Origin of the sequence: Streptomyces sp. NBC_00310 (genome assembly GCF_036208085.1) — a bacterium.
In the GTDB taxonomy this organism is placed as follows: Bacteria; Actinomycetota; Actinomycetes; order Streptomycetales; family Streptomycetaceae; genus Streptomyces.
The window spans coordinates 3,856,439-3,880,260 of sequence record NZ_CP130714.1; the positions used below are offsets into that span (position 1 = coordinate 3,856,439).

Genomic DNA, 23,822 nt, shown 5'->3' on the forward strand with positions numbered 1-23,822 from the left:
CCGGCGCTCTCGCGGAGCCCGTCATGGGGGTCCCCCCGGTTTGAGCGAAGTCGAAAACTGGGGGAGGGTCGGCGGGGGCTGGACCTCCGCCCTCGCGCTGGCCAACGGGGCGATCTGGGTGGGCTGGTACGGCCCGCTGCAGATCCTGCTGGCCTCGCAGGCGGTGGACTTCGCGCCCGGTGCCGGGATGTCGAAGGAGACGATGCTGGCGTGGGTGACCGGCGCCGGGGCGGTCGTCTCCCTGTTCGCCACGCCGCTGTTCGGCGCGCTGTCGGACCGTACGACATCCCGGTGGGGCCGTCGCACGCCGTGGATCGTGGCGGGGTCGGCGGGCGGGGCGGTGTCGTTGCTGCTGCTCGCGGGCGCGAACGGGCTGTGGACCACGGTGGCGGGCTGGTGTCTGGTGCAGCTGACCCTGAACGCGTCCTGGGCGGCTGTCACCGCGGCCGTGCCGGACCAGGTGCCACGGCTCCAACGAGGCTCCGTGGGAGGCTGGTTGGGCGCGGCGCAGATCCTGGGTGTGGTCGGCGGCACGGGGCTGGCGACGCTGGCCGGAGGTGTCGGCGCGGGGTACGCGGCGTGCGCGGTGTTCACGCTGGTGGGCGTGTTGCCGTACGTGCTGGGGCACCGGGATCCGCGGTTGCCGGCGGCGGCCCGCCCGGCCTGGTCCTGGCGGGGGTTCCTGGGAGGCTTCTGGCTGAGCCCGCGGCGGTACCCGGACTTCGCGTGGGCGTGGCTGACGCGTTTCCTGATCAATCTGAGCAACAGCATCGGCCTTCTCTACCTGCTGTTCTACCTGCGGGACCGCGTCGGGTATCCCGACCCGGAAGAGGGCGTGCTGATCCTCACGGTGGTGAACGCGCTGACGCTGCTGGCGACGGTGGTGGTCTCCGGGGTGTGGTCGGACCGGGTGGGGCGGCGCAAGCCGTTCGTGTACTGGTCGGGGATGGTGATGGCGGTCGCGGCCGGCACGATCGCCCTCTGGCCGACCTGGCCCGGCACGATCGTCGCCTCGGCTCTTCTCGGCCTCGGCTTCGGTGTGTTCACCTCGGTCGACTTCGCCCTCATGACCGATGTCCTGCCGAAGGCCCTCGACCGGGGCAAGGACCTGGGCGTCATCAACGTGGCCAACTCCCTTCCCCAGGTGGCCGCCCCGGTGGTGGCCGCGCCGATCGTGGCCCATCTGGGCGGCTACCGGGCGCTGTACCTGGTGGCGGCGGTGATCGGACTGGCGGGGGCGGTGTTCGTGGGGCGGATACGCGCGGTGGAGTAGAGCGCGCGGGCCGAGTGCCGCGGATCACGCGGGCGGAGTGCGGGAGATCACGCGTTTCACAGCCGGTGCACAGACAACGGATCCACCCTTTCACCCGTCTTCAGTGCTGACCACGCTCGCCCCCGAAGGGACGCACTGTGCCTACGCGTTCAACCAGACCATCCCGAACCCGCCCCGCACGACAGGCGATAGCCGTGCTGGCCGTGTCCGGCACGCTGCTCGCGACGCCCTCGCTGGCGGCGCCCTCGGCGTTCGCGGCCGGGGCGCCCCCGACCGACCTGCGCGTGGACACGAACCGGGACGGGAAGGTCGACGTCGTCGGCACCACCGACACATCCGGTGAGAACGGCTGGACCGTCGCCCGGGGCGCGCTGATGCTGCCCAACATCGACGACGACACCAAGCGTTGCCCGGCCACCGGCCCGAAGGGCAAGCCCCTCTCGGACGCCAAGCTGGCCGCCTGCAACGACGCCTCCGACACGAAGGTGAACGGCACCGCCGACGCCGCCGACCTGGCCCGCGTGCGGTCCGTACCGATGGCGACTGTCCCGGCGGGGGCGCAGGGCAGTGTGAAGGTCACGGCGGGCGCCGCACAGACCCGTGTCTTCGTCAAGCGGGGCAAGAAGTGGGAGCCGGTCACCGCCAAGACCCGCCTGACCCGGGCCGAGCTGAAGGCCGGCGTCGAGTTCGGCGTCGAGGCCCGGGACGTGATCCGGGACACCGCGAAGTGGGACGGGACGGCCCGGGTCCGGCTGACCGTGAAGTCCTCCAAGGGGACCACCGCCGACTCGGTCACCCTGCGCGTCGCACCGCTCCTGACCCACCACCACCTGCAGAACGCCCAGCAGCTGCTGGTCACCAAGGTCTCCGGTGGCAACTACGGAAAGCTCAACCGCGCCTTCCGCGAGGGCCTGGACAAGGCGGCCAAGAGCGCCGGCATCACGCAGCCGACGGTGAACTTCACCAAGTACGGCGACATCTGGGCGCAGGACTTCGTCGAGCCCGCGTACGTCAGCATGACCGGCGCGGACGGCCGTCGGCAGGTCATGCGGGTGATGCTCCGCTCCGCCCAGCTGGACCGGGAGGCGGGCCGGGAGCTGTTCGAGAAGATGCGCGGCCCGAACACCGGTGCCGTGCAGGTGACGGGCGCCCGGGAGTCGGAGGAGTGGACGCTCAACTCCATGGGCAACCTGGAGACGATTCCGCCGTACGCGCAGGGGAACCGTTCCTTCCCGGCAGGCCGGATCATCATGGGCCAGCGCCCGGACACCGGCTCCAAGCCGGCGAAGGTGATGCGGACGTTCCTGAAGTCGCAGGGCCTGCAGGACCCGCTGTTCCTCGACACGTCCTGGCTGCACGTCGGCCACGTCGACGAGTTCGTGCAGTTCCTGCCCGCCGACACCCCGCGCGGCTGGAAGATCGCGATCGCCGACCCCGAGGCGGGGCTCAAGCTCCTGCGTGACGCGAAGGCCGCCGGCCACGGTTCGACGAAGATGTTCTCCCTGAAGCTCGGCCCCACGGAGACCATCACCAAGGCCCTCGCCTCCAAGACCCTGGTCTCCGACAACAACCTCGCCACGCGCCGGATCGAGGCCAACCTCGCGGTGCTCAAGCGCGAGACGGGCGTGACGGACGCCGAGGTCGTCCGCGTTCCCGCCCTCTACACCCAGGGCACGGAGATGGTGGGCGAGACGCAGTCGGGCGGCGACGGCACGACCCGCCTCCCCCGTCTGACCCGCCTCGGCGCCGGCTCCGAACTCCCGGACGTGGCACGGGACTACGGCCAGCAGCGCCGGCTCGACGAGACGACCGCGGACAACGGCTCGAAGACGAGGGAGGGCCTCGGGGCAGCCTCCCCCGCGGCGCCCGCGCCGCCGGTGATGACCAGCGCGTACGTTCCCGGCGCGGTCAACGGCATCGTCCTCAGCCGCACGCACTACCTCGCGCCGCGCCAGTGGGGTCCCGTCATCGGCGGCAAGGACATCTTCACCGAGGCCGTCACGGCCGCGTACACCGGCGCCGGCATGCAGGTGTCGTACCTCGACGACTGGGAGACGTACCACCTCGGCATGGGGGAGATCCACTGCGGCACGAACACGCTGAGGGACACGTCGGCGGCCTGGTGGACGCGCTGACGCCCGCCACCGCCTGACCGGACCTGATCGTCGCCGCCGCCCCGGAGAACCGAACCGGGGCGGCGGCGCTGTCTTCCTCTCACGCCGAACCCGGGCTCCGCAGATCCTCCAGCCGTACGAGGCTGTCCCGGACCTGCTCCCGCTCCTCGTCGGTGAGCGGCACCGCCCTGGCCCGCCCGATCGCGTCCGCCGCCGCCTGCTCGTCCCCGAGCCGCACCGCGACATCGGCGCGCAGCACGAGCAGCCGCACCAGTTGGGGAGCCGTGGGGGTCTCCCCCCGCTCCCCCCGCTCCAGTGCCCAGTCGATGACCTTCGCCGCGGCCGCCGGATCCTCCTTCGAGTCCGCCAGCAGGGACGCGTGGTGGAGGGCCCGCGCGAAGGTCTCCTTCGGGGCGGGCCGGTGGTGCTGGTCCTCGCTCGTGGGCTGCCCCACACGGATGCAGTTGCCGCCCGGATCGGTCATCAGGAACTGCCGCATGCCGTACGACATGTCCTTCAGCGGCCCGATACGCGGCAGCCCCCGCGTCGGTATCCGCCCGTACGCGCCCTTGAGGCCGGCCCGGAACGCCGCGTACAGCCCGTCCACGTCGTCCGTGACCACGTAACACGTACCGAGCGATTCCGCCGGCTCGTACCGCTTCGTCGCGAAGAACTGCAACTCGATCCCGCCCCGCGTCACCGCGGCGTACGGATTGGGGCTGCGCTGCTGGAAGGTGACCTCGAATCCGAGGGCCACATAGAAGTCGAGGAGTGGCTGGAGGCTCTGACACGGAAGGATCACGATCGTCTTCTCGCCCATCCCCTGACTCTAGTCAAATTTGACCAGTTGGGGCGACCCTTTTGGAGGGCCGGCCGGGTTCGGCTGGGTCGGGCGGTCAGAACCCCAGCTTGCGCAGCTGACGGGGATCGCGCTGCCAGTCCTTCGCGACCTTCACATGGAGGTCCAGGAAGACCGGCGTGCCGAGCAGCGCCTCGATCTGCTTGCGGGACTTGATGCCGACCTCCTTCAGGCGCTTGCCCTTGGGGCCGATGATGATGCCCTTCTGGCTGGGGCGCTCGATGTAGACGAAGGCGTGGATGTCGAGGAGGGGCCTGTCGGCGGGGCGGTCCTCGCGGGGAAGCATCTCCTCGACGACGACGGCGATGGAGTGCGGGAGCTCGTCGCGGACGCCCTCCAGGGCCGCCTCGCGGATCAGCTCGGCGATCATGACCTGCTCGGGCTCGTCGGTGAGGTCGCCCTCGGGGTAGAGGGCCGGGCCCTCGGGGAGGAGGGGGACGAGCAGGTCGGCCAGCAGGTCCACCTGCTTGTCGGCGACCGCCGAGACGGGCACGATCTCGGCCCACTCGAATCCCAGTTCCCTGCCGAGCTGGTCGATGGCGATCAGCTGCTCGGCGAGCCGCTTGCTGTCCACGAGGTCGGTCTTCGTGACGATCGCGATCTTCGGCGTCTTCTTGATGGACGCCAGTTCCTTCGCGATGAAGCGGTCACCGGGGCCGAGCTTCTCGTTCGCGGGCAGACAGAAGCCGATCACGTCGACCTCGGCCCACGTCGCGCGGACGACGTCGTTGAGCCGCTCGCCCAGCAGGGTGCGCGGCTTGTGGAGACCGGGGGTGTCGACCAGGATCAGCTGGGCGTCCGGCCGGTGCACGATGCCCCGCACCGTGTGCCGCGTGGTCTGCGGCTGGTCCGCCGTGATCGCCACCTTCTGGCCGACCAGAGCGTTCGTGAGGGTGGACTTGCCCGCGTTGGGGCGGCCCACGAAGCAGGCGAAGCCGGCGCGGTGGGCGGCCTCGGCCGGCTTCTCGGATGACTGGGTACGGACGCTCATGGCGCCCATTGTCCCTGATCGCCAGAGCCGCGCCGCACCCAGCACGGACCGTGAGCTTTCCGAGCAGAAGCGCGACGGCCACCCGACGACGCTGGGCGCGGCCTCCGGCGCGGTCGCCGGTCTGGTCGCCATCACCCCGTCCTGCGGCTCGGTCTCGCTGCTCGGCGCGCTGGTCATCGGCCTCGCCGCCGGTGTCGTCTGCTCCTACGCCGTGGGCTGGAAGTTCAGGCTGAACTACGACGACTCGCTCGACGTCGTCGGCGTCCACCTCGTCGGCGGCGTCATCGGTACGGTCCTGATCGGCGTCTTCGCCGTCGAGTCGATGACCGGCGGGGCCGAGGGCCTCCTCCACGGCGGCGGATTCGCCCAGCTCGGCAAGCAGTTGGTGGCCGTGGTCGCCGTCGGGGCGTACGCCTTCCTCGTCACGTACGGCATCGGGAAGCTGATCGACAAGGTACTGGGCTTCCGCGCGGACGAGGAGCACGAGCACACCGGTCTCGACCTTACGGTGCACGCCGAGACGGCATACGATCACGGCGTCCTGGGGCACGGCGCCCCGGTCACCTCGTCCGCATCGTCCACGTCCTCCACGTCCTCCACCTCCACGCAGAAGGCCAAGGCTCAGGCATGAAGCTCATCACCGCGATCGTCAAGCCGTACCGCCTCGACGCGGTCAAGACCGCCCTGCAGGAGATGGGTGTCCACGGTCTGACCGTCAGCGAGGCCAGCGGCTACGGCCGGCAGCGTGGCCACACCGAGGTGTACCGGGGCGCCGAGTACCAGGTCGATCTCGTCCCCAAGGTCCGGATCGAGGTCGTCGTCGGGGACGCCGACTCGGACGCCGTGATCGAGACGATCGTGAAGGCCGCCCGGACGGGGAAGATCGGCGACGGCAAGGTGTGGGCGCTGCCGGTGGAGACGGTCGTACGGGTGCGGACGGGCGAGCGGGGTCCCGACGCGCTGTGAGACCCGGAGTCGGGTGAGGGGTGGTACCGCCGGGTGCGGTACCACCCCTCACCCGTTCACTCAGGCGCGGCGGGACGACGGATCAGTCGAACACGAACGGTCCCGGCGACTGCGGTTCGCTCGCCGTGCAGCTCACGGTGATGCCGAAGACCACCATCTGCAGGGAGCCGCCGTACGCCTCCAGGCTGTCGCCGGAGGCGACGGTGCCGGTGAGCGGGCCGACGACCATGCCGTCACCGGCGGCCAGGGCCGGGTTCTCGGTGCCGGTGAAGGACGTCGTGCCGCCGCTCGCCTTGACGAAGGTGAGCGTGGACTGGATGGAGTCCTCGGCGAGGGCGATCGGGGCGGTGATCTCCTCGGAGGAGAGGGTGACCGTGGCGGTCGTACCGTCCTGCGTGGCCGTGAGCGTGGCCGTGCCGGCGCCGCCGATCGTGCAGCTGGCGTTGATGGTCGCGGTCTGAGGAGTGACCGCGAGGGCCGTCGGGGCGAACGCGAGGCCGGTGACGGCCAGCGTCCCTGCCGCGAGCGCCGAGCCGACTCCGAGTCGTATGCGTCTCATCGAGCGAATTCCCTTCCCTGGTACGGGAGGTGCACGGGGTCTGGGGGAGCCCCGTACGTCCCGGTACGGGCGTGCCATGTGGGGGCGATGCAATGCGCGGCCGCGCGGCGGAATATGACGGTCCGCCAGGAGAACGGCTCCATTGAGACGCGACCGGCCCGAGATTGCAAGAGATGTTCTGCGGGTCGCGGCAAGGGCCGGCGAAAGTGGCCGAAGGCGATCGTCCGGTGCGGCTGCCGACTCCTGAACGGGGCCTGTGGGGTGAGGTGTTCTGTCCCGTGCCGCGCCGGTTGTCGGCAGCCGGGTCCGGGGTGTCCACTCTTCCGCGTATGGTTTTCGCCCAGCTCGACGGGCTGTTACCGGCCGTAACACTAGGGTGCGAGCGATCTCCGAGGCGCCTCGGCCGAAGATCACTACCCTGTACGGGTGCTCACTTACGACGAGTTGACGGGGCCGGAGCGGGAACTGTGGGACGCGTTTCCGGAGGGGCGGCGGGTGGATCTGCGGACGGGGGTCGCGGAGGAGGACCGGATCGCCGGGGGTGGGGACTGGGGGCCGGAGCGCACGGTTCGGGCGTCGGTGGTCGCGGCGCTGCTGCTCGGCGCCAACTCCACTCAACAGGCCGGCGCGGTCGGCTCGTTGGCCCTCGCCGGTGCGCGGATCGCCGACCGCCTCGATCTGGCCGGAGCACGGATCGACCACCCCGTCCGGCTGGAGGAGTGCTGGTTCGAGGAGAGCGTGAACCTCTTCGGGGCGGAGACCCGGACGATCGCGATCACACGAAGCCGGGCGCCTGGCCTCGAAGCGGGGTCGATCCGTGTCGAGGGGCGCCTCGACCTGAACCGCTCGACCGTGGAGGCGGATTCCGTCTCGCCCTTCCATCCCAGGATCACCGCCCTGTCCCTCATGCACGCCCGGGTGAGCGGCGGCATCATTCTCAACAGGGCCCGGCTGAGCGCACCCGGCGGGTGGGCGTTGTCAGGCGGTGGACTGGTCGCCGAGGGAGCCGTCCAATGCCGGAACGGCTTCGTCTCGCACGGTGAAGTACGGCTTCCGGGAGCGCAGTTGACCGGCGGCCTCTTCCTGCAGGGCGCCCGGCTGGAACGTCCCGGCCCCCATGGAGTCGCCCTCGCCCTGGACAACGCCGTGGTCCAGACACTCAACTGCTCCGGCGGATTCACCGCGAACGGCACCGTGCGCCTGCGCGGCACCCAGGTCACGGACAACGTGAGCTTCGAGGGAGCGGTCCTGAACGGGACCCCCGACAGCCCGGCCCTGATCGCCATGCACACGCAGGCCGTCGACCTGGACCTCACCCTCGCCCGGCCGCCGTCCGGCACGGTCGATCTGCGGGGCGCGCAGGTGTCGTATCTCCACGAGAACGAGCACAGCTGGCCGGAGACGGTGGAGCTGGACGGTTTCGTCTACGGCTCCATCAAGACGGCGGAGGCGGACGGCGAGCGCCGGGAGGCGGTGGGAGACCGGGCGTCCGTGGCCCGCCGCATGGAGTGGCTGGAGCGCAGCCCCGGCTACGGCCCGCAGCCGTACGAGCAGTTGGCGAGCTGGTACCGCAAGGCCGGCCACGACGACGACGCCCGCCGCGTCCTCCTCGCCAAGCAACGCCACCGCCGCCGGGGCCTGTCCCCGGCAACCCGTCTCTGGGGCCACCTGCTCGACGTCACCGTCGGCTACGGCTACCGCCCCTGGCTGGCCGGTGTCTGGCTCCTGGCACTGACCCTGCTGGGCACGCTCGTCTTCCACGCGCACTCCCCCGCACCGGCGAAACCGGGCGAGGGCGCTCCCTTCCAGCCCCTCGTCTACACCCTCGACCTGCTGATCCCCATCGGCGGCCTGGGCCAGCGCACGGCCTGGTACTGGACGGACGACGCCCCCCAGGGGCTGGCCTACGCCCTGATCGCCATCGGCTGGATCCTGACGACGGCCGTCATCGCGGGGGTGACCCGCACGCTGCAGAAGAACTGACCGTGCGGAGGTTCAGCCCGCCGTCACCGTCACCCGTACCGCTCCGTCCGGCCCCGCCACCAGCACCGGGGTCTCCGGTCCGCCGAGGTCCCGTACGGCGGCCCGGTCCTCGTCGGAGACGGTCGCGGAGTCGGTCACCACGGCCGCCGCCTCCAGGGACTTCGCGCCGGAGGCCACCGCCATCGCGACGGCCGTGCGGAGCGCGCTCAGCCGCAGGGAGTCGAGGGCCACGGTCCCGGCGACATACGTACGGCCCGTCTCGTCCCGTACGGCCGCCCCCTCGGGCACGCCGTTGCGGGCCCGCGCGGAACGGGCCAGGGTGACGATCTTGCGGTCCTCGGGGTCGAGCGCGCTGCTGTCGGTCATGAGCCGAGCATACGGAGAGCGGGGTGGCCCCTCATGCCACGGGGTGCGTTCACGCCCGGTCGAGACGGAGCCCTGCGCGCGCGGCAGGCCGGCCACCACCAGGTCGTACGAGTCCTCGATCAGCTCCTCGGCCAGGCGGTCCGCCAGGCCGCCGTCGAGGGTCACCGTGTTCCAGTGGCGCTTGTTCATGTGGTAGCCGGGGATGATCAGGCCCGGGTGCTCGGTGCGGAGCCGGACCGCGTCCTCCGGGTCGCACTTGAGGTTGACCTTCAGCGGGCGCTCGTCCGTCCAGCTCAGGGCGAACATCTTGCCGAGGACCTTGAAGACGGAGATCTCGGGGCGGAAGGGGAAGTCCTCGACGGCCTCGTTGAAGGACAGGCAGAAGATACGCAGCTCCTGTGGGGTCACTCCGGCTTCGTCCCCTCCTCCGACGGCTCGGCGGGCCCGATCGGCTCCACCAGCACCGTGACGATCTTGTTCCGGCGGCCGGCCGCGGCCTCCGCCGTGAGGCGCAGTGCGCGCTCGTCCGGCAGCGGGACGACCGAGGAGGCGCCGGCGATCGGGACGCGGCCCAGGGCCTTGGCGAGCAGGCCGCCCACGGTCTCCACGTCCTCGTCGTCGTAGGCGTCCAGGCCGTACAGCTCGCCGAGGTCGGTGATGTCGAGGCGGGCGGTGACGCGGTAGCGGTCCTCGCCGAGGTCCTCGACGGGCGGGAGTTCGCGGTCGTACTCGTCGGTGATCTCGCCGACGATCTCCTCCAGGATGTCCTCGATGGTGACGATGCCGGCGGTGCCGCCGTACTCGTCGATGACGACGGCGACGTGGTTGCGCTCCTGCTGCATCTCGCGGAGCAGGTCCCCGGCGTTCTTGGTGTCGGGGACGAAGACCGCGGGGCGCATGGCCGTGGACACCAGTTCGCTCTCGGTGTCCCGGCTGATGTGCGTCTTGCGGGCCAGGTCCTTCAGGTACACGATCCCGACGATGTCGTCCTCGTTCTCGCCGGTGACCGGTATGCGCGAGAAACCGGACCGCAGGGCGAGGGTGAGGCCCTGGCGGATGGTCTTGTAGCGCTCGATGGCGACCAGGTCGGTGCGCGGGACCATCACCTCGCGGACGAGGGTGTCGCCCAGCTCGAAGACCGAGTGCACCATGCGGCGCTCCTCGGCCTCGATCAGTGACTCCTTCTCGGCGAGGTCGACCAGCGCCCGCAGCTCGGCCTCGGAGGCGAACGGGCCCCGGCGGAAACCCTTGCCGGGCGTCAGCGCGTTACCGATGAGGATCAGGAGGTTCGGGATCGGGCCCATGATCCGGGCCAGCGGCAGCAGGACGTACGCCGCCGCCGTGGCCGTGTTCAGGGGGTGCTGGCGGCCGATGGTGCGCGGGGAGACGCCGACGGCCACGTAACTGACGAGGACCATGACGCCGATGGCGACGGCCAGGGCCTCCCAGGTCTTGTCGAACTCCTTCAGGCAGGCGTAGGTCACGAGCGCGGCGGCGGCCATCTCGCAGACCACGCGCAGCAGCAGCGCGACGTTCAGATAGCGGGTCGGGTCGGCCGAGATCTGGGCGAGCCCCGCGCTGCCGCGCCGCCCGGACCGTACGGCCTCCTCGGCGCGGAAGCTGGAGACGCGCGCGAGGCCCGCCTCCGCGCAGGCGGCGAGCCAGGCGACGACGACCAGGGCGACGGCACCACCGATGAGAGACGCGCTCATGACACGGTCGGTGCCGGGGAGGGGCCGGTGAAGCCCTTCTCCGCGCGCCAGCCGTCCACGATGGCGGCCTGCAGGCCGAACATCTCGGCCTTCTCGTCCGGCTCCTCGTGGTCGTAGCCGAGCAGGTGCAGCACCCCGTGGACGGTGAGGAGCTGGAGCTCCTCGTCCATGGAGTGCTGCGTGTCCGCTTCCTTGCCCTGCTTCTCGGCGACCTCGGGGCAGAGCACGATGTCGCCGAGGAGGCCCTGCGGCGGCTCGTCGTCGTCCTTCGACGGCGGACGCAGCTCGTCCATCGGGAAGGACATGACATCCGTGGGGCCGGGGAGGTCCATCCACTGGATGTGCAGCTGCTCCATGGCGTCGGCGTCCACCACGATCACCGAGAGCTCGGAGAGGGGGTGGATGCGCATCCGTGTCAGCGCGTAGCGGGCGATGTCGAGGATCGCCTGCTCGTCGACCTCGGTTCCGGACTCGTTGTTGACGTCGATCGACATGGTGCGGTGCTTGTCTACTTCCCCTTGTGCCCGGCCCTGCCCCGGCCGCCCTTGTGCGAGCCGTTCTCCGTGCCGTGCGTGGTGTCGTACTTCTCGTACGCGTCGACGATACGGCCGACGAGCTTGTGCCGGACGACATCCTGGGACGACAGCCGGGAGAAGTGCACGTCGTCCAGGCCCTCCAGGATGTCCTGGACCTGGCGCAGACCGGACTTCGTGCCGTTCGGCAGGTCGACCTGGGTCACGTCACCCGTGATCACGATCTTCGAGTCGAAGCCGAGGCGGGTGAGGAACATCTTCATCTGCTCGGGCGAGGTGTTCTGGGCCTCGTCGAGGATGATGAAGGCGTCGTTGAGCGTACGGCCGCGCATGTACGCCAGGGGCGCGACCTCGATCGTCCCGGCCGCCATCAGGCGGGGGATGGAATCCGGGTCGAGCATGTCGTGCAGCGCGTCGTACAGCGGGCGCAGGTAGGGGTCGATCTTCTCGTAGAGCGTGCCGGGCAGGAAGCCCAGGCGCTCGCCGGCCTCGACGGCGGGGCGGGTCAGGATGATGCGGTTGACCTGCTTGGACTGGAGGGCCTGGACGGCCTTGGCCATGGCCAGGTAGGTCTTGCCGGTGCCGGCGGGGCCGATGCCGAAGACGATGGTGTGCTTGTCGATGGCGTCGACGTACCGCTTCTGGTTGAGCGTCTTGGGGCGGATCGTGCGGCCGCGCGAGGACAGGATGTTCTGCGTCAGAACCTCGGCCGGGGTCTCCTGGCCGTCGCCCTTCCCGTTCTCACTCGCTCTGAGCATGGCGATCGAGCGTTCCACTGCGTCCTCCGTCATCGGCTGTCCGGTGCGGAGCACCAGCATCATCTCGTCGAACATGCGCTGGACGAGAGCGACTTCGGGGGCGTCGCCGACCGCGCTGATCTCATTGCCCCGGACATGGATGTCGACCGCCGGGAAGGCCTTCTCGATCACGCGCAGGAGGGAGTCGCCGGAACCCAGCACGGTCACCATGGGGTGCGCCGCGGGGACGGTGAACTGTGCTCTCGCCTTGCCCTGCGCGGGGGTGTGAGCTGTGGGTGTCTGAGTCATGGGCCGGCTCTGGGGCCGCACGTCCTCCTTGAAGCGACTCGCAGGTGGTGGCCTGCGCTTGTGAATCCAGAGTACGCCGGGGGACTGACAGGGCCGTAGGGCTTTTCGCGGGAGAGCCCGGGACCGGCGCCGTTCCTCAGCGCCAGAGGGGTGCCCCCGCCGCCCCCGGGCTCGTCGCCTCGATCTTCGCCCGGATCTCCCCCATCACCTCCACGATCCGGCGCTCGTGTTCCGGGGTCAGACGGGCGACCGGGACCGAGCAGCTGATGGCGTCCTCGGCGGGGGTGTCGGTGCGCAGGGCGAAGCCGAGGCCGATGATGCCGGGGACGCCCTCCTCGCGGTCGACGGCGTAGCCGCGGGCGCGGACGGCGGCGAGGTCGGCGGCGAGGGAGTCGCGGGTGGTGTGGGTGCGGGGGGTGAGCGCCGCGTAGGGACCCTCGGGGAGGTCCGCGTCGGGGCGTTCGGCGAGGAGGGCCTTGCCGAGGGCGCCGGCGTGGGCGGGGAGGCGGCGGCCGACGCGGCTGATCGTGCGCAGGTACTCGTGGGACTCGCGGGTGGCCAGGTAGGCGACGTCCATGCCGTCGAGGCGGGCGAGGTGGATGGTCTCGCCGAGGGCCTCGGACGCCTCGTCGAGGTAGGGCCGTACGGCGCGGACGCGCGGGTCGGAGTCCAGGTAGCTGGTGCCGGTGAGCAGGGCGCGGATGCCGATGCCGTACAGGGAACCGGTGGTGTCCGTGCGGACCCAGCCGCGGCCGATCAGGGTCTGGAGCAGCGCGTACATCGAGCTGCGCGGGACCCTGAGCTCGTCCGCCAGCTCCTGGAGGCGTGCGGGCCGGTCGCCGCGCGCGGCCAGCAGTTCCAGCAGGTCGACCGTGCGTGCCGCCGACTTCACCTCGCGGACGCCCCCGGCGCCGTCTGTCTCCGACATGCGCCGATCGTATGCGGGGCGGCGCACTCACCCATGGGCGCTGCTGCGTGACGCTCCTCTTGACGCTCCGCAGGTCGCGTATCTAATCTCCATCTCTATACGTAGATGATGTCTATATATATAGAGAGACGGGCGGGCGCGGTGTCCGGCGGCTGCCCCCGCGCGGAAGTCGCCGCCTCGACCGTAGGAGCCGCCCCGTGACCCGTGACCTGACCATCACCGAGGTCCGGCTGACCCCGATCCTGGTCGCCGACCCGCCGCTGCTGAACACGCAGGGCGTGCACCAGCCGTACACCCCGCGGCTCATCGTGGAGGTCGTGACCGCCGACGGGACCACGGGCGTCGGCGAGACGTACGGCGACACCAAGTACCTGGATTTGGCCCGGCCGTTCGCGGAGAAGCTGGTGGGTCGTCAGGTCGGCGATCTGAACGGGCTGTTCGTCCTCGCCGACGAGGTGGCCGTCGACGGGTCCCGGGTCTCCGGCCAGGTCGACGTGGGCGGGCTGCGCGGCATCCAGACCGCCGACAAGCTGCGGCTGTCGGTGGTGTCGGGGTTCGAGGTCGCCTGTCTCGACGCGCTCGGGAAGGCGCTGGGGCTGCCCGTGCACGCGCTGCTCGGCGGCAAGGTGCGGGACACCGTGGAGTACAGCGCGTACCTCTTCTACAGGTGGGCGGACCATCCCGAGGGCGTCGCCTGCGAGAAGGACGACTGGGGCGCGGCCCTGGACCCGGCGGGGGTCGTGGAGCAGGCCCGGACGTTCAAGGAGCGGTTCGGGTTCACGTCGTTCAAGCTCAAGGGGGGTGTCTTTCCGCCGGAGGAGGAGATCGCCGCGATCCGTGCGCTGGCCGAGGCCTTCCCCGGGGACCCGCTGCGGCTGGACCCGAACGGCGCCTGGTCCGTGGGGACTTCGCTGAAGGTCGCGGACGCGCTCGCCGACGTACTCGAATATCTGGAGGACCCGGCGCTCGGGACGTCCGCGATGGCCGAGGTCGCGGCGGGGACGTCCGTTCCGCTCGCCACCAACATGTGTGTGACGACCTTCGCGGAGATCGAGCAGGCGTTCACGCGGGGTGCCGTCCAGGTCGTCCTCTCCGACCACCACTACTGGGGCGGACTGCGCAACACCCGTGAACTGGCCGCGATCTGCCGTACGTTCGGTGTCGGTGTGTCCATGCACTCCAACACGCACCTGGGGATCAGCCTTGCCGCGATGACGCAGGTGGCGTCCACGGTTCCGGGCCTCCACCATGCCTGCGACTCCCACTATCCGTGGCAGTCGGAGGATGTCCTCACGTCGCGCCTCACGTTCGAGGACGGGGCCGTGCGGGTGTCGGACGCGCCGGGGCTCGGAGTCGAACTCGACCGCGAGAAGCTGGAGTTCCTGCATCGGCGGTGGCTGGATGACGACGGGTCGCTGAAGGACCGGGATGACGCGGCGGCGATGCGGGTGGCCGAGCCGGGGTGGGTGACGCCGGCCGTGCCGCGCTGGTAACCCCGGTTCGCCGTCCGCGCCCCGGTGGGGCTTCTCGCGCAGTTCCCACGCCCCTAAAAACCCACGGCCCCACGGCCCTGCGGGCCGGTGGGCCGGTGGGCCGGTGGGCCGGTGGGCCGGTGGGCCGGTGGGCCGGAAAGCACGGGGCGCAGCCCCTGCTTTCAGGGGCGCGGGGAACTGCGCGGACAACCCCCACGCACCCGCACCCGCCAGAAGCCCTCAGGGACCGAGCTGAAAGGCGAAACGCGGGCCCGAAGGGGCGGCAGCCCCTGGGGACGACACCCCCACCCGTACGACGCACCGGGGCCCGACAACACCCTGCCCCGCACCCCCCAGCGGAGCGTTTGGTGCAGACTGGCTGGATCCGCACCACGCCAGGGAGCACATCGTGACCGCGTTCAAGGGAGAGCGACCGCACCGGCCCCAGGTCGACCCGCTGAGGTCCCTGAGAGCACCGGACGACCCGCCCTGGGACGTCTATCTGACGGGCACCGTCTTCCTCGACATCATCTTCACCGGGCTCGACTCCGCCCCGGTGCGCGGGACCGAGTCCTGGGCACGCGGGATGGGGTCGAGCCCCGGCGGCGTGGCGAACATGGCCACGGCCCTGGCCCGGCTCGGCCTGAAGACGTCCCTCGCGGCGGCCTTCGGCGACGACCACTACGGGGAGTACTGCTGGGACGCCCTGGAGCAGGGCGAGGGCATCGACCTCTCCACCTCCCGTACGGTCCTCGGCTGGCACTCCCCGGTCACCGTCTCCATGGCGTACGAGGGCGAGCGCACGATGGTCTCGCACGGCCACGCGGCACCCCCGGAGCAGTCCGAGCCCGAGAACCCGCCCCCCGCGCGCGCCGCCGTCGCCTCCCTCACGCCCGGCGTACGCGCCCCCTGGATCGCGCGGGCCGCGAGCGAGGGCACCCGGATCTTCGCGGACGTCGGCTGGGACGAGACCGGCGCCTGGGACCTGGCGGGGCTCGCCGACCTCGCCCACTGCGAGGCGTTCCTGCCCAACGCGCAGGAGGCGATGCGGTACACCCGCGCCGAGTGCCCCCGGGCCGCCGCCCGCGCCCTCACCGACCACGTCCCGGTGGCCGTGGTGACGCTGGGCGCGGACGGCGCGTACGCCGTGGACGGCCGGACCGGGGAGACGGCGGAGGTACCGGCCATCGCGGTGGAGGCCATGGACCCGACGGGCGCGGGTGACGTGTTCGTCGCCGGGTTCGTCACCGGCACCCTCGCGGACTGGCCCCTCGCGGACCGGCTCGCCTTCGCGGGCCTGACCGCCGCGCTGTCGGTCCAGGAGTTCGGGGGGTCGTTGTCCGCCCCCGGCTGGTCCGAGATCGCCGCCTGGTGGCGCCGGGTGCAGTCCCTGGACCGTCAGGACCCCGCCGCCCTGCGCCGGTACGCCTTCCTGGAGGACCTCCTCCCGAAGGACCACGTCAGTCCCTGGCCCCTGCGCCGGGCCGTCCCCACGATCGGCTTCCGCCGCTCGGCGTGACGGCACCGCCGCCGCGTGCGATCTCGGGAGGCTGAGGTCATCGGACGGGTGCGGGTTCGTCGTGGCTGGTCGCGCAGTTCCCCGCGCCCCTGAAAAAGCAGGGGCCCCGCCCCGTGCTTTTTCATCGGCCCGCTGGGCCGTCTCCCAGGACCCGGGGAACTGCGCGAACAGCCGAACACAGCCCTCGGCGGAGCGCCCCGATGGCGTCGCAAAACCCACCACTCCTACCCGTCACACCCCACCCCAAACGCAACGTGTCCCAGATCACGCCCCCCGCGTTTCTTCCGCTCCCCACCCCCCTGATACAAATTCTCCGCGCGTCCCTGTCCGTCGACAGCCAGCCGCCCAACCTCCCTCATTGAGCCGCACCTTCGCACGTCCAGGAACGCCCGTGTCCCCCCGCACCACCACCCCTCCCTGGCCCCTCGTCGCCCTTTTCACGGCCGGGTATCTCGCCGCGTACCTCCTGCCCACCACCGTGGGCAGACTCGACGCGGCCCTCCCCCTCACCTCCACCGAGGCCGGCGCCGTCGGCAGTGCCCTGCTCCTGGGTTCGGCCACGGCGGGTTTCACACTCGCCGCCCAGGTGGAACGTTTCGGCCCCCGTCGCCTGGCCCGCGCGGGCCTGCTGCTCGCCGCCGTCGGCTACGGCACCGCCGCCCTCACCACCGCCCTCCCCGCGGTGGTCGCGGGCGCGGTCCTCGGCGGCTTCGGTTCCGGTACCGCGACCGCCGTGGCCGCCACCGGGATCGCCGCGCAGCGCGACCCGCACCGGGTGTCGACGCTGGGCCTGCTCACCGTCTCGGCGCTGGCCGGCGCGCTGTATCTGACGATCCCCCGGCTGGGCCCCGGCCACGGCCTCCCGCTCGCCGCCCTCGCCCTCACGGCCCTGCTCACCCTCCCGGCGACCGCCCGTCTCGCGGCCCCGGTGGCAACGACCCGGGTCGCCCGGGAACGGGGTCCCCTGCCCCACCTCCGCCACGGCCTGACCCTCGCTGTCACGCTCCTCCTGTGGTCCCTGGCGCAGAACTCCCTCTGGGGCGTCAGCGGCCGGATCGGCACCACCCAGGCCGGGCTCTCCGAGGTCACCGTCGGCGCGGTCTTCGCGACGGCTCTCGGCGCGGGCCTGCTCGGGGTGATCGGGGCGGGTGCGCTGGGCGCGCGCTTCGGCCGCGCGCTCCCCATCGGCGCCGGCACGGCGCTCATCGCCGGCTGCATCGTGCTCAGCGCCACCGCGACCGACCTGCCGACCTTCGCGACGGGGGAGGTCGCCTGGAACACGCTCTACCCGGTCGTCCTGTCGTACCTCATCGGTCTCGCCGCCTCGCTCGACCCGCGTGGCCGCTGGGCGGTCCTCATCGGCTCCGCGTCCTCACTCGGCACGGCCGTCGGACCCCTGGTCGGCAGCCTGCTCTCCGCCCACGTCGGCTACCCGGCGATGGGCGCGATCCTGGCCGTGGGCCTCCTCCTCATCACGGCCCCCATGACCTGGGTGGCCCTGCGCGCGGCCCCACCCACCACGGAACACGCCCGCTACCAGGAGCACGAACGGGACCGCGCCCAGCCCCAGTCCCGGACCGCCGCCGAGCGGCCCGAGTACCGCCCGGCGGCCTGAGGCCCCGTCACCACCGGCGGCCGGGGCCCGTCACCACCGGCGACCGGCCCCGGCCGCTCCTCCCGCTCGCTCAGCCGAACTCGTACGCGTCCACCTCGGCGAGATACCGGGCCCGCCGCTCCTCGTCGTGCTCCAGGAAGGACGCGGTGAAGGAGTTGCGGGCCAGCTCGCGCAGCCGCTCCTCGCCCAGACCGAGCGTCCGCCGTACGGCGTCGAAGTTGTCACCGGCGTAACCGCCGAAGTACGCCGGGTCGTCGGAGTTGACCGTGCAGAGCAGGCCCGCGTCGAGCATGGCGGGCAGGGGGTGGTCGGCGAGGGTGTCGACGGTCCGCAGCCGGACGTTCGACAACGGGCAGAGCGTCAGCGGGATCCGCTCCCGCACCAGCCGCTCGACGAGGGCCGGGTCCTCCATGCACCGCAGCCCGTGGTCGACGCGCTCGACACCGAGGATGTCGAGGGCTTCCGTGATGTACTCCGGGGGCCCCTCCTCCCCGGCGTGCGCGACCCGGCGCAGCCCGAGCGCGGCCGCCGCCTCGTACACCGCACGGAACTTGACCGGCGGATGCCCGACCTCGGCGGAGTCCAGCCCGATCCCGACGATCCGGTCGAGATACGGCTTCGCCGCCTCCAGGGTGTCGAGAGCCGACGCGGCGGACTCGTCCCGCAGAAAACACATGATCAGCTGAGTGGAGACCCCATGCGTGGCCTCGCTCCTCCCCAGCGCCCGCCACAGCCCCTCGACGACCGTCCCCATCCCGACGCCCCGCGCCATGTGGGCCTGCGGGTCGAAGAAGATCTCCGCGTGCCGGACGCCCTGGGCGGCGGCGCGGGCGAGATAGGCGTCGGCGAGGTCCGCGAAGTCCTGCTCGGTGCGCAGGACGGCCATCAGCTCGTAGTACAGGTTCAGAAACGACTGGAGGTCCTCGAACTCGTACGCCTTGCGGAGCGCGTCCGTGTCGGCGTACGGCAGCTCGACCCCGTTCCGGGCGGCCAGCGCGAACGCCAGCTCCGGCTCCAGGGTGCCTTCGATGTGCAGGTGCAGTTCAGCTTTGGGGAGGGACATCAAAGCATCGTAAGGCTGCCTTATCGGCGTTTCGGAAGTGCCACCCGCATCAGGTCGTGGGCCACGGTCAGCTCCCCCTCGAACCCGGCGGCCCGGGCCTGCCGTTCGAACTCCGCCGGCTCGGAGTACCGCTGACTGAAGTGGGTGAGGACGAGATGCCGTACGCCGCAGTCCCGGGCGACCGAGGCGGCCTGACCGGCCGTCAGATGTCCGTGGTCGACGGCGAGTTCGACGTCCTCGTCGAGAAACGTGGACTCGATGACGAGCATGTCGGCCGCGTCGGCGAGGGCGTAGACCCCGTCGCACAGCCGGGTGTCCATGACGAACGCGAACCGCTGTCCGCGCCGCAGCTCGCTCACCTCGTCGAGGGAGACGCCGCCGATCGCGCCCTCCCGCTGGATCCGCCCGATGTCCGGCCCCTTGATCCCGCGCTCGGCGAGCCGCTCCGGCAGCATCCGGCGCCCGTCGGGCTCGACGAGCCGATAGCCGTACGACTCGACGGGGTGGGACAGCTTCCGCGCGTCGAGCGTGTAGGAGGGGGTGACGGCCAGCGCCCCGCCGTCCCCGTCGACCGGCACCTCGGTCAACCGCACCGTCTCCCGGTACGCGGTGGCGTGCCGCAGCCGGTCGTAGAACCGCTGCCCGGAGCGCGGGTAGTGGGCGGTGACGTCGTGGGGCACCCGGTCGAGGTTGATCCGCTGGATGACACCGGCGAGTCCCAGCGAGTGGTCCCCGTGGAAATGGGTGACGCATATGCGGTTCAGGTCGTGCGCGGCGACCCCGGCGCGCAGCATCTGCCGCTGGGTGCCCTCACCGGGGTCGAAGAGCAGCCCCTCCGCGTCCCAGCGCAGCAGATAGCCGTTGTGGTTGCGGTGCCGGGTCGGGACCTGGCTGGCGGTGCCGAGGACCACCAATTCACGTACGGACACGGCCCGTCAGCCCGGAGGCCACTGCAGGCCGCGGCCGCCGACGACGTGGGCGTGCGCGTGGAACACGGTCTGGCCGGCGCCGGTGCCGGTGTTGAAGACGATCCGGTAGCTCTCCAGCTTGTCCTCGTCCGCGACGGCCTGTGTCTCGCGGAGGACGTCCGCGGCGAGTTCCGGGGCGGCGGTGGCGAGTGTCGAGGCGTCCGCGTAGTGCGCCTTCGGGATGACCAGGACGTGTGTCGGTGCCTGCGGGTTGATGTCCCTGAACGCGACCGTCGTCTCCGTCTCCCTCACGATCGTCGCCGGTACGTGTCCTGCCACGATCTTGCAGAACAGACAGTCGTCCTGCGGCTCCCCAGCCATGTGTCGCCTCCCAGCCACCGGTGATCCCGTACCCGGGCATCGTAGCGAGGCGTCTCCGCCCCCGCCGCCCTTACCCGTTCCCCTCCCCAGGGGCGGTGCCCCTTCGACCCCCGGCCGCGGGTCCGGTGGGGGCCGTTCGCGCAGTTCCCCGCGCCCCTGAAAAGGGGCGCGGGGAACTGCGCGAACGGGGTCCGGGGCGGAGCCCCGAGGGAGGGGACGGGTAGGGGCGGCGGGGGCGAGGAAGAAGGACTACGACTCGGGCAGCGACGGTGCCACCTTCGCCGGAGTCTCCTCAAGCCCGGCCAGCGCGATCCGGATCGCCTCGTCCAACTGCGGGTCACGGCCCGCCGCGTAGTCCTGCGGCGCCTGCACGACCTCCACATCGGGATCGACCCCGTGGTTCTCGACCCCCCACCCGTACCCCTCCAACCAGAAGGCGTACTTCGGCTGAGTCACGAGCGTCCCGTCGACCAGCCGATACCGGCTGTCGATGCCGACGACCCCGCCCCACGTCCGCGTCCCCACCACCGGCCCGATCCCGAGCGCCTTGATCGCCGCGTTGACGATGTCCCCGTCGGACCCGGAGAACTCGTTGGCGACGGCGACGACGGGCCCCCGGGGCGCGTCGTCGGGATAGCTGGACGGCCGCATCCCACGCGGCAGGTCCCACCCCACGATCCGCCGCGCCAGCTTCTCCACCACGAGCTGCGAGGTGTGCCCGCCCCGGTTCTCCCGCACGTCCACGACGAGCCCCTCCCGGGCGACCTCGATCCGCAGATCGCGGTGGAGCTGGGCCCAGCCGGAGCCGACCATGTCGGGCACGTGGAGATATCCGAGCCGGCCGCCGGACTTCTCGTGGACGTAGGCCCGCCGGTCCGCCACCCACGCGTGGTACCGCAACGGCTCCTCGTCGGAGATGGGCACCACGACGGGATGCCGGAGATCCCCGCCGCCGGACGGCAGAACCGTCAGCTCGACCGCCTTGCCGGCCGTGCCGACGAGCAGCGGCCCGGGCCCGGCCAGCGGATCGACCGGCTGCCCGCCCACGGCGATGATCGCGTCCCCGGCCCGTACGGCCACACCCGGCGCGGCGAGCGGCGAGTGGGCGTCGGGGTCGGAGGTCTCCGACGGCAGCACCCGGTCGATGCGCCACAGCGCGGCCCCCTGCGGGCCGTCCTCGTGCCGGGAGATGTCCGCCCCGAGCAGCCCCTGCCGCCGGTCGCCGGAGCCGCCCCGGCCGCGCGGGGTGACGTACGCGTGGGACGTCCCCAACTCGCCCTGCACCTCCCACAGCAGGTCCACGAGGTCGTCGTGCGTGGCCACCCGCTCCAGGACCGGGCGGTACCGGTCCAGGACGCCGGACCAGTCCACCCCGCCCAGATCGGGGCGCCAGAAGTTGTCCCGCATGAGGCGGCCGGTCTCGTCGAACATCTGGCGCCACTCGGCGGCCGGGTCGACGGTCCGCCGTACGCGCGAGAGGTCGACGGTGATGTTGGTGTCGCTCTCGTCGTCGTTCGAGGCGCGCCGGTCGCTGGGGACGACCTTGAGCTTGCCGTCGGTCCACAGCAGGACCCGCTTGCCGTCGCCGCTGACGGCGAAGTGGTCGGCGTCGGAGGCGAGGTATTCGAGGCGCCGCTGGGCGAGGTCGTACCGCTCCAGGGAGGTCTTCGGGTCGGGATCGTCGGGCGTGGCCCGCAGATGGCCGAGGACGCCGGTGACGGGGTGGCGCAGCCACAGCACGCCGTCCTTGGCGGCGCGGAGCGTGGAGTAGCGGGCGGCCTCGACCGGGAAGGGGACGATGCGGTCGGCGAGCCCTTCGAGGTCGATCCGGGTCGCGGGGGCGCCCTCGCTGTCCGGGGTCTCGTCCTTGTCGGGCGCCTCGAACGGCCGCCCGTGGCGCTGCGGCCCGAAGGGGGACGGGGTGGTCGCGGCGAGCGTGATGAGGTGCGGTCTGGCCCCGCTGACGAAGTGGAGGTCGAAGACGTGCTCGTCGTAGACCGGGTCGAAGGCGCGCGCGGAGAGGAAGGCGAGGTGCTTGCCGTCGAGGGTGAACGTCGGTGAGAAGTCCTGGAAGCGCAGCGGGGTCGCCTCGGTGACGGACAGGTCGGCCGTGTTGGCGAGCTTGAGCTGACGCAGCGGGCGCGGGCCCGGGTGCGACCAGGCGAGCCAGGCGGAGTCGGGCGAGAAGACGAGCCCTGTCACCTCGCCGTCCTCGCTGCGGTCCACCTCGCGGACCTCTCCGGTCTCCCGCTCGACGAGCAGCACCCGGCCGTCGTCCGCGGCGACGGCGACCCGGTCGCCGTCGGGCGCCACGGCGAGCCCGAGGACGCGGCCCACCTGCCCGGCGGCGATCCGGCGCGGGGTGGCGCCCGGTCCGACGCCGGTGGCCGGGGCGAACTCCAGCGCGTCGTCGCCCTCCGCGTCCGTCACCCACACCACCCACTCCTCGCCCTCCACCCGGAAGGTGCGCGGCAGCCGGGCCCGTACGCCGTCCTCGGCGGCGAGCGCGCGGGCGGGGCCGGAGCGGTGGGTGATCCAGTGGACGGAGCCGCGCACGGAGACCGCGCTGCCCCGGGCCGTGTGGTCGGGCGAGGCGGAGCCGAACCAGCGGGAGGCGTTCACCGGGAACGGCTGGAGGTCGACGCGCTGTCCGCCCAGCCGGATGTCGAGCCTGCGCGGCTCGGCCCCGTCCAGGTCGTCCAGCAGCCACAGCTCACCGGCGGACGTGTACACGACCCGGGTGCCGTCGGTGGCCGCGTGCCGGGCGTAGAAGCCGTCGACCGGCGTGTGCCGCCGCAGGTCGGACCCGTCGGCGAGGGAGGAGTACAGAGCCCCGACGCCCTCGTGGTCGGACAGGAACGCGACCCGGTCGCCGACCCACAGCGGGTACTCGATGTTCCCGTCCAACTCGGCGTGCAGCCGCACGAATTCACCGGCCGGCCCGGAGCCCTCGCCGCCCTCGCCCGCGCGGTCGATCCACAGCTTGCCCGCCGTGCCGCCCCGGTACCGCTTCCACCAGGCGGCCTCGCGGCCCATCGGCGCGGACAGCAGCACGGTGGCGGGGCCGTGGGCGACGTCGCCGACCGGCCCGTACGGCAGGGTGGTGGCCGGGCCGCCGTCGAGCGGGACGGCACGCGCCCAGCTCCGCCGGAGGCTGGCCTGACCCTGGGTGCTGAGCGCGAGGACCTGGCCGTCGGGGGTCCAGCCGCGCACCTGGGTGCGCCAACTCCCCCAGTACGTCAGGCGCCTGGCCGATCCGCCGTCGACGGGCGCGACATGTACCTCGGGCGCGCCGTCCCGCGTGGAGGTCCACGCGACGGTGGTGCCGTCCGGGGAGATCCGCGGATGGTTCACGGGCACGTTGTCCGCACTGACCCGCCAGGCACGGCCGCCGTCCAGAGGCGCGATCCACACGTCGTCCTCGGCGGTGAAGGCGACCAGGTCGCCGTGCAGATGCGGATACCGGAAATACGCGAGCTGAGTCACCCGGTCACTGTAAGCAGCGTTCGGACGGATTGGGAGGGGTTTGGATCA

Annotated in this window: 19 protein-coding genes and 2 pseudogenes; 8 read left to right on the forward strand and 13 right to left on the reverse strand. The window is 71.8% G+C overall.

The features are described from left to right. Window positions 1-40 precede the first annotated feature (40 nt). Window positions 41-1,273, forward strand: a complete 1,233-nt coding sequence (locus tag OG202_RS16940; RefSeq protein WP_328223035.1) for an MFS transporter — start codon at window positions 41-43, stop codon at window positions 1,271-1,273. Between the two features lie 194 nt (window positions 1,274-1,467). After that, entirely contained in the window at window positions 1,468-3,408 is a 1,941-nt protein-coding gene (locus OG202_RS16945; protein ID WP_328223036.1) for a protein-arginine deiminase domain-containing protein, read from the forward strand. A gap of 79 nt (window positions 3,409-3,487) precedes the next feature. Here OG202_RS16945 and OG202_RS16950 read toward each other — a convergent pair whose 3' ends face one another. Further along, the gene (locus OG202_RS16950; protein WP_328223037.1) at window positions 3,488-4,207 is read right to left on the reverse strand and encodes a bleomycin resistance protein; all 720 of its coding nucleotides are present in this window, start codon (window positions 4,205-4,207) and stop codon (window positions 3,488-3,490) included. 76 nt (window positions 4,208-4,283) lie between these two features. Next, on the reverse strand, window positions 4,284-5,246 hold the full coding sequence (gene era, locus OG202_RS16955) for a GTPase Era (RefSeq protein WP_326582876.1): 963 nt from the start codon (window positions 5,244-5,246) through the stop codon (window positions 4,284-4,286). A 52-nt stretch (window positions 5,247-5,298) separates the two neighbouring features. Here era and OG202_RS16960 point away from each other — a divergent pair. Beyond that, window positions 5,299-5,868, forward strand: a pseudogene (locus OG202_RS16960) (ammonium transporter); the annotation flags it as partial. Further along, the gene (locus OG202_RS16965; RefSeq protein ID WP_328223038.1) at window positions 5,865-6,203 is read left to right on the forward strand and encodes a P-II family nitrogen regulator; all 339 of its coding nucleotides are present in this window, start codon (window positions 5,865-5,867) and stop codon (window positions 6,201-6,203) included. The pseudogene OG202_RS16960 and the gene OG202_RS16965, both read left to right, overlap by 4 nt. 82 nt (window positions 6,204-6,285) lie before the next feature. On the opposite strand, the gene OG202_RS16970 is transcribed toward OG202_RS16965, so the two are convergent. Continuing rightward, entirely contained in the window at window positions 6,286-6,762 is a 477-nt protein-coding gene (locus OG202_RS16970) for a hypothetical protein (RefSeq protein ID WP_326582873.1), read from the reverse strand. A 426-nt stretch (window positions 6,763-7,188) separates the two neighbouring features. Between OG202_RS16970 and OG202_RS16975 the strand changes: the two genes are divergently transcribed. Beyond that, window positions 7,189-8,745, forward strand: coding sequence for an oxidoreductase (locus OG202_RS16975; protein WP_327729755.1), 1,557 nt, complete (start codon window positions 7,189-7,191; stop codon window positions 8,743-8,745). Between the two features lie 12 nt (window positions 8,746-8,757). Here OG202_RS16975 and OG202_RS16980 read toward each other — a convergent pair whose 3' ends face one another. The 6 genes and pseudogenes from OG202_RS16980 to OG202_RS17005 form a co-directional block, all read right to left on the reverse strand. Further along, a complete protein-coding gene (locus OG202_RS16980) occupies window positions 8,758-9,111 on the reverse strand; it encodes a cytidine deaminase (RefSeq protein WP_326582871.1) in 354 nt (117 codons plus the stop codon). A gap of 49 nt (window positions 9,112-9,160) precedes the next feature. Next, window positions 9,161-9,519 (reverse strand): annotated as a pseudogene (locus OG202_RS16985) (MmcQ/YjbR family DNA-binding protein). Continuing rightward, entirely contained in the window at window positions 9,516-10,823 is a 1,308-nt protein-coding gene (locus OG202_RS16990) for a hemolysin family protein (protein WP_328223039.1), read from the reverse strand. Before OG202_RS16990 ends, OG202_RS16985 begins: the two are co-directional and overlap by 4 nt. Next, window positions 10,820-11,317 carry an rRNA maturation RNase YbeY gene (gene ybeY, locus OG202_RS16995; protein ID WP_033530060.1) on the reverse strand — a complete coding sequence of 166 codons (498 nt, stop codon included), beginning with the start codon at window positions 11,315-11,317 and terminating at the stop codon, window positions 10,820-10,822. The genes OG202_RS16990 and ybeY overlap by 4 nt, the downstream gene beginning before the upstream one ends. A 14-nt stretch (window positions 11,318-11,331) precedes the next feature. Continuing rightward, window positions 11,332-12,402 carry a PhoH family protein gene (locus tag OG202_RS17000; RefSeq protein ID WP_328223040.1) on the reverse strand — a complete coding sequence of 357 codons (1,071 nt, stop codon included), beginning with the start codon at window positions 12,400-12,402 and terminating at the stop codon, window positions 11,332-11,334. A gap of 136 nt (window positions 12,403-12,538) precedes the next feature. Continuing rightward, complete coding sequence (locus OG202_RS17005; protein WP_327729751.1) at window positions 12,539-13,330, reverse strand: IclR family transcriptional regulator; 792 nt, start codon at window positions 13,328-13,330, stop codon at window positions 12,539-12,541. 197 nt (window positions 13,331-13,527) lie between these two features. Between OG202_RS17005 and OG202_RS17010 the strand changes: the two genes are divergently transcribed. The 3 genes from OG202_RS17010 to OG202_RS17020 all read left to right on the forward strand — a co-directional run bounded on the left by OG202_RS17010 (window position 13,528) and on the right by OG202_RS17020 (window position 17,936). Continuing rightward, window positions 13,528-14,823: a glucarate dehydratase family protein gene (locus OG202_RS17010; protein ID WP_327729750.1), complete on the forward strand. Its 1,296-nt coding sequence runs from the start codon at window positions 13,528-13,530 to the stop codon at window positions 14,821-14,823. Window positions 14,824-15,211: 388 nt separating this feature from the next. Continuing rightward, window positions 15,212-16,321, forward strand: a complete 1,110-nt coding sequence (locus OG202_RS17015; protein ID WP_326582865.1) for a carbohydrate kinase family protein — start codon at window positions 15,212-15,214, stop codon at window positions 16,319-16,321. Window positions 16,322-16,712: 391 nt separating this feature from the next. Further along, window positions 16,713-17,936: an MFS transporter gene (locus OG202_RS17020; protein WP_328223041.1), complete on the forward strand. Its 1,224-nt coding sequence runs from the start codon at window positions 16,713-16,715 to the stop codon at window positions 17,934-17,936. Between the two features lie 70 nt (window positions 17,937-18,006). On the opposite strand, the gene OG202_RS17025 is transcribed toward OG202_RS17020, so the two are convergent. From OG202_RS17025 to OG202_RS17040, 4 genes are all read right to left on the reverse strand, one after another. Next, on the reverse strand, window positions 18,007-18,999 hold the full coding sequence (locus tag OG202_RS17025) for an adenosine deaminase (protein WP_328223042.1): 993 nt from the start codon (window positions 18,997-18,999) through the stop codon (window positions 18,007-18,009). Window positions 19,000-19,019: 20 nt separating this feature from the next. After that, a complete protein-coding gene (locus OG202_RS17030) occupies window positions 19,020-19,928 on the reverse strand; it encodes a ribonuclease Z (protein WP_327729747.1) in 909 nt (302 codons plus the stop codon). 6 nt (window positions 19,929-19,934) lie between these two features. Next, window positions 19,935-20,288 carry a histidine triad nucleotide-binding protein gene (locus OG202_RS17035; protein WP_326582861.1) on the reverse strand — a complete coding sequence of 118 codons (354 nt, stop codon included), beginning with the start codon at window positions 20,286-20,288 and terminating at the stop codon, window positions 19,935-19,937. 249 nt (window positions 20,289-20,537) lie between these two features. Continuing rightward, window positions 20,538-23,774, reverse strand: coding sequence for a S41 family peptidase (locus OG202_RS17040; RefSeq protein WP_328223044.1), 3,237 nt, complete (start codon window positions 23,772-23,774; stop codon window positions 20,538-20,540). Window positions 23,775-23,822 lie beyond the last annotated feature (48 nt).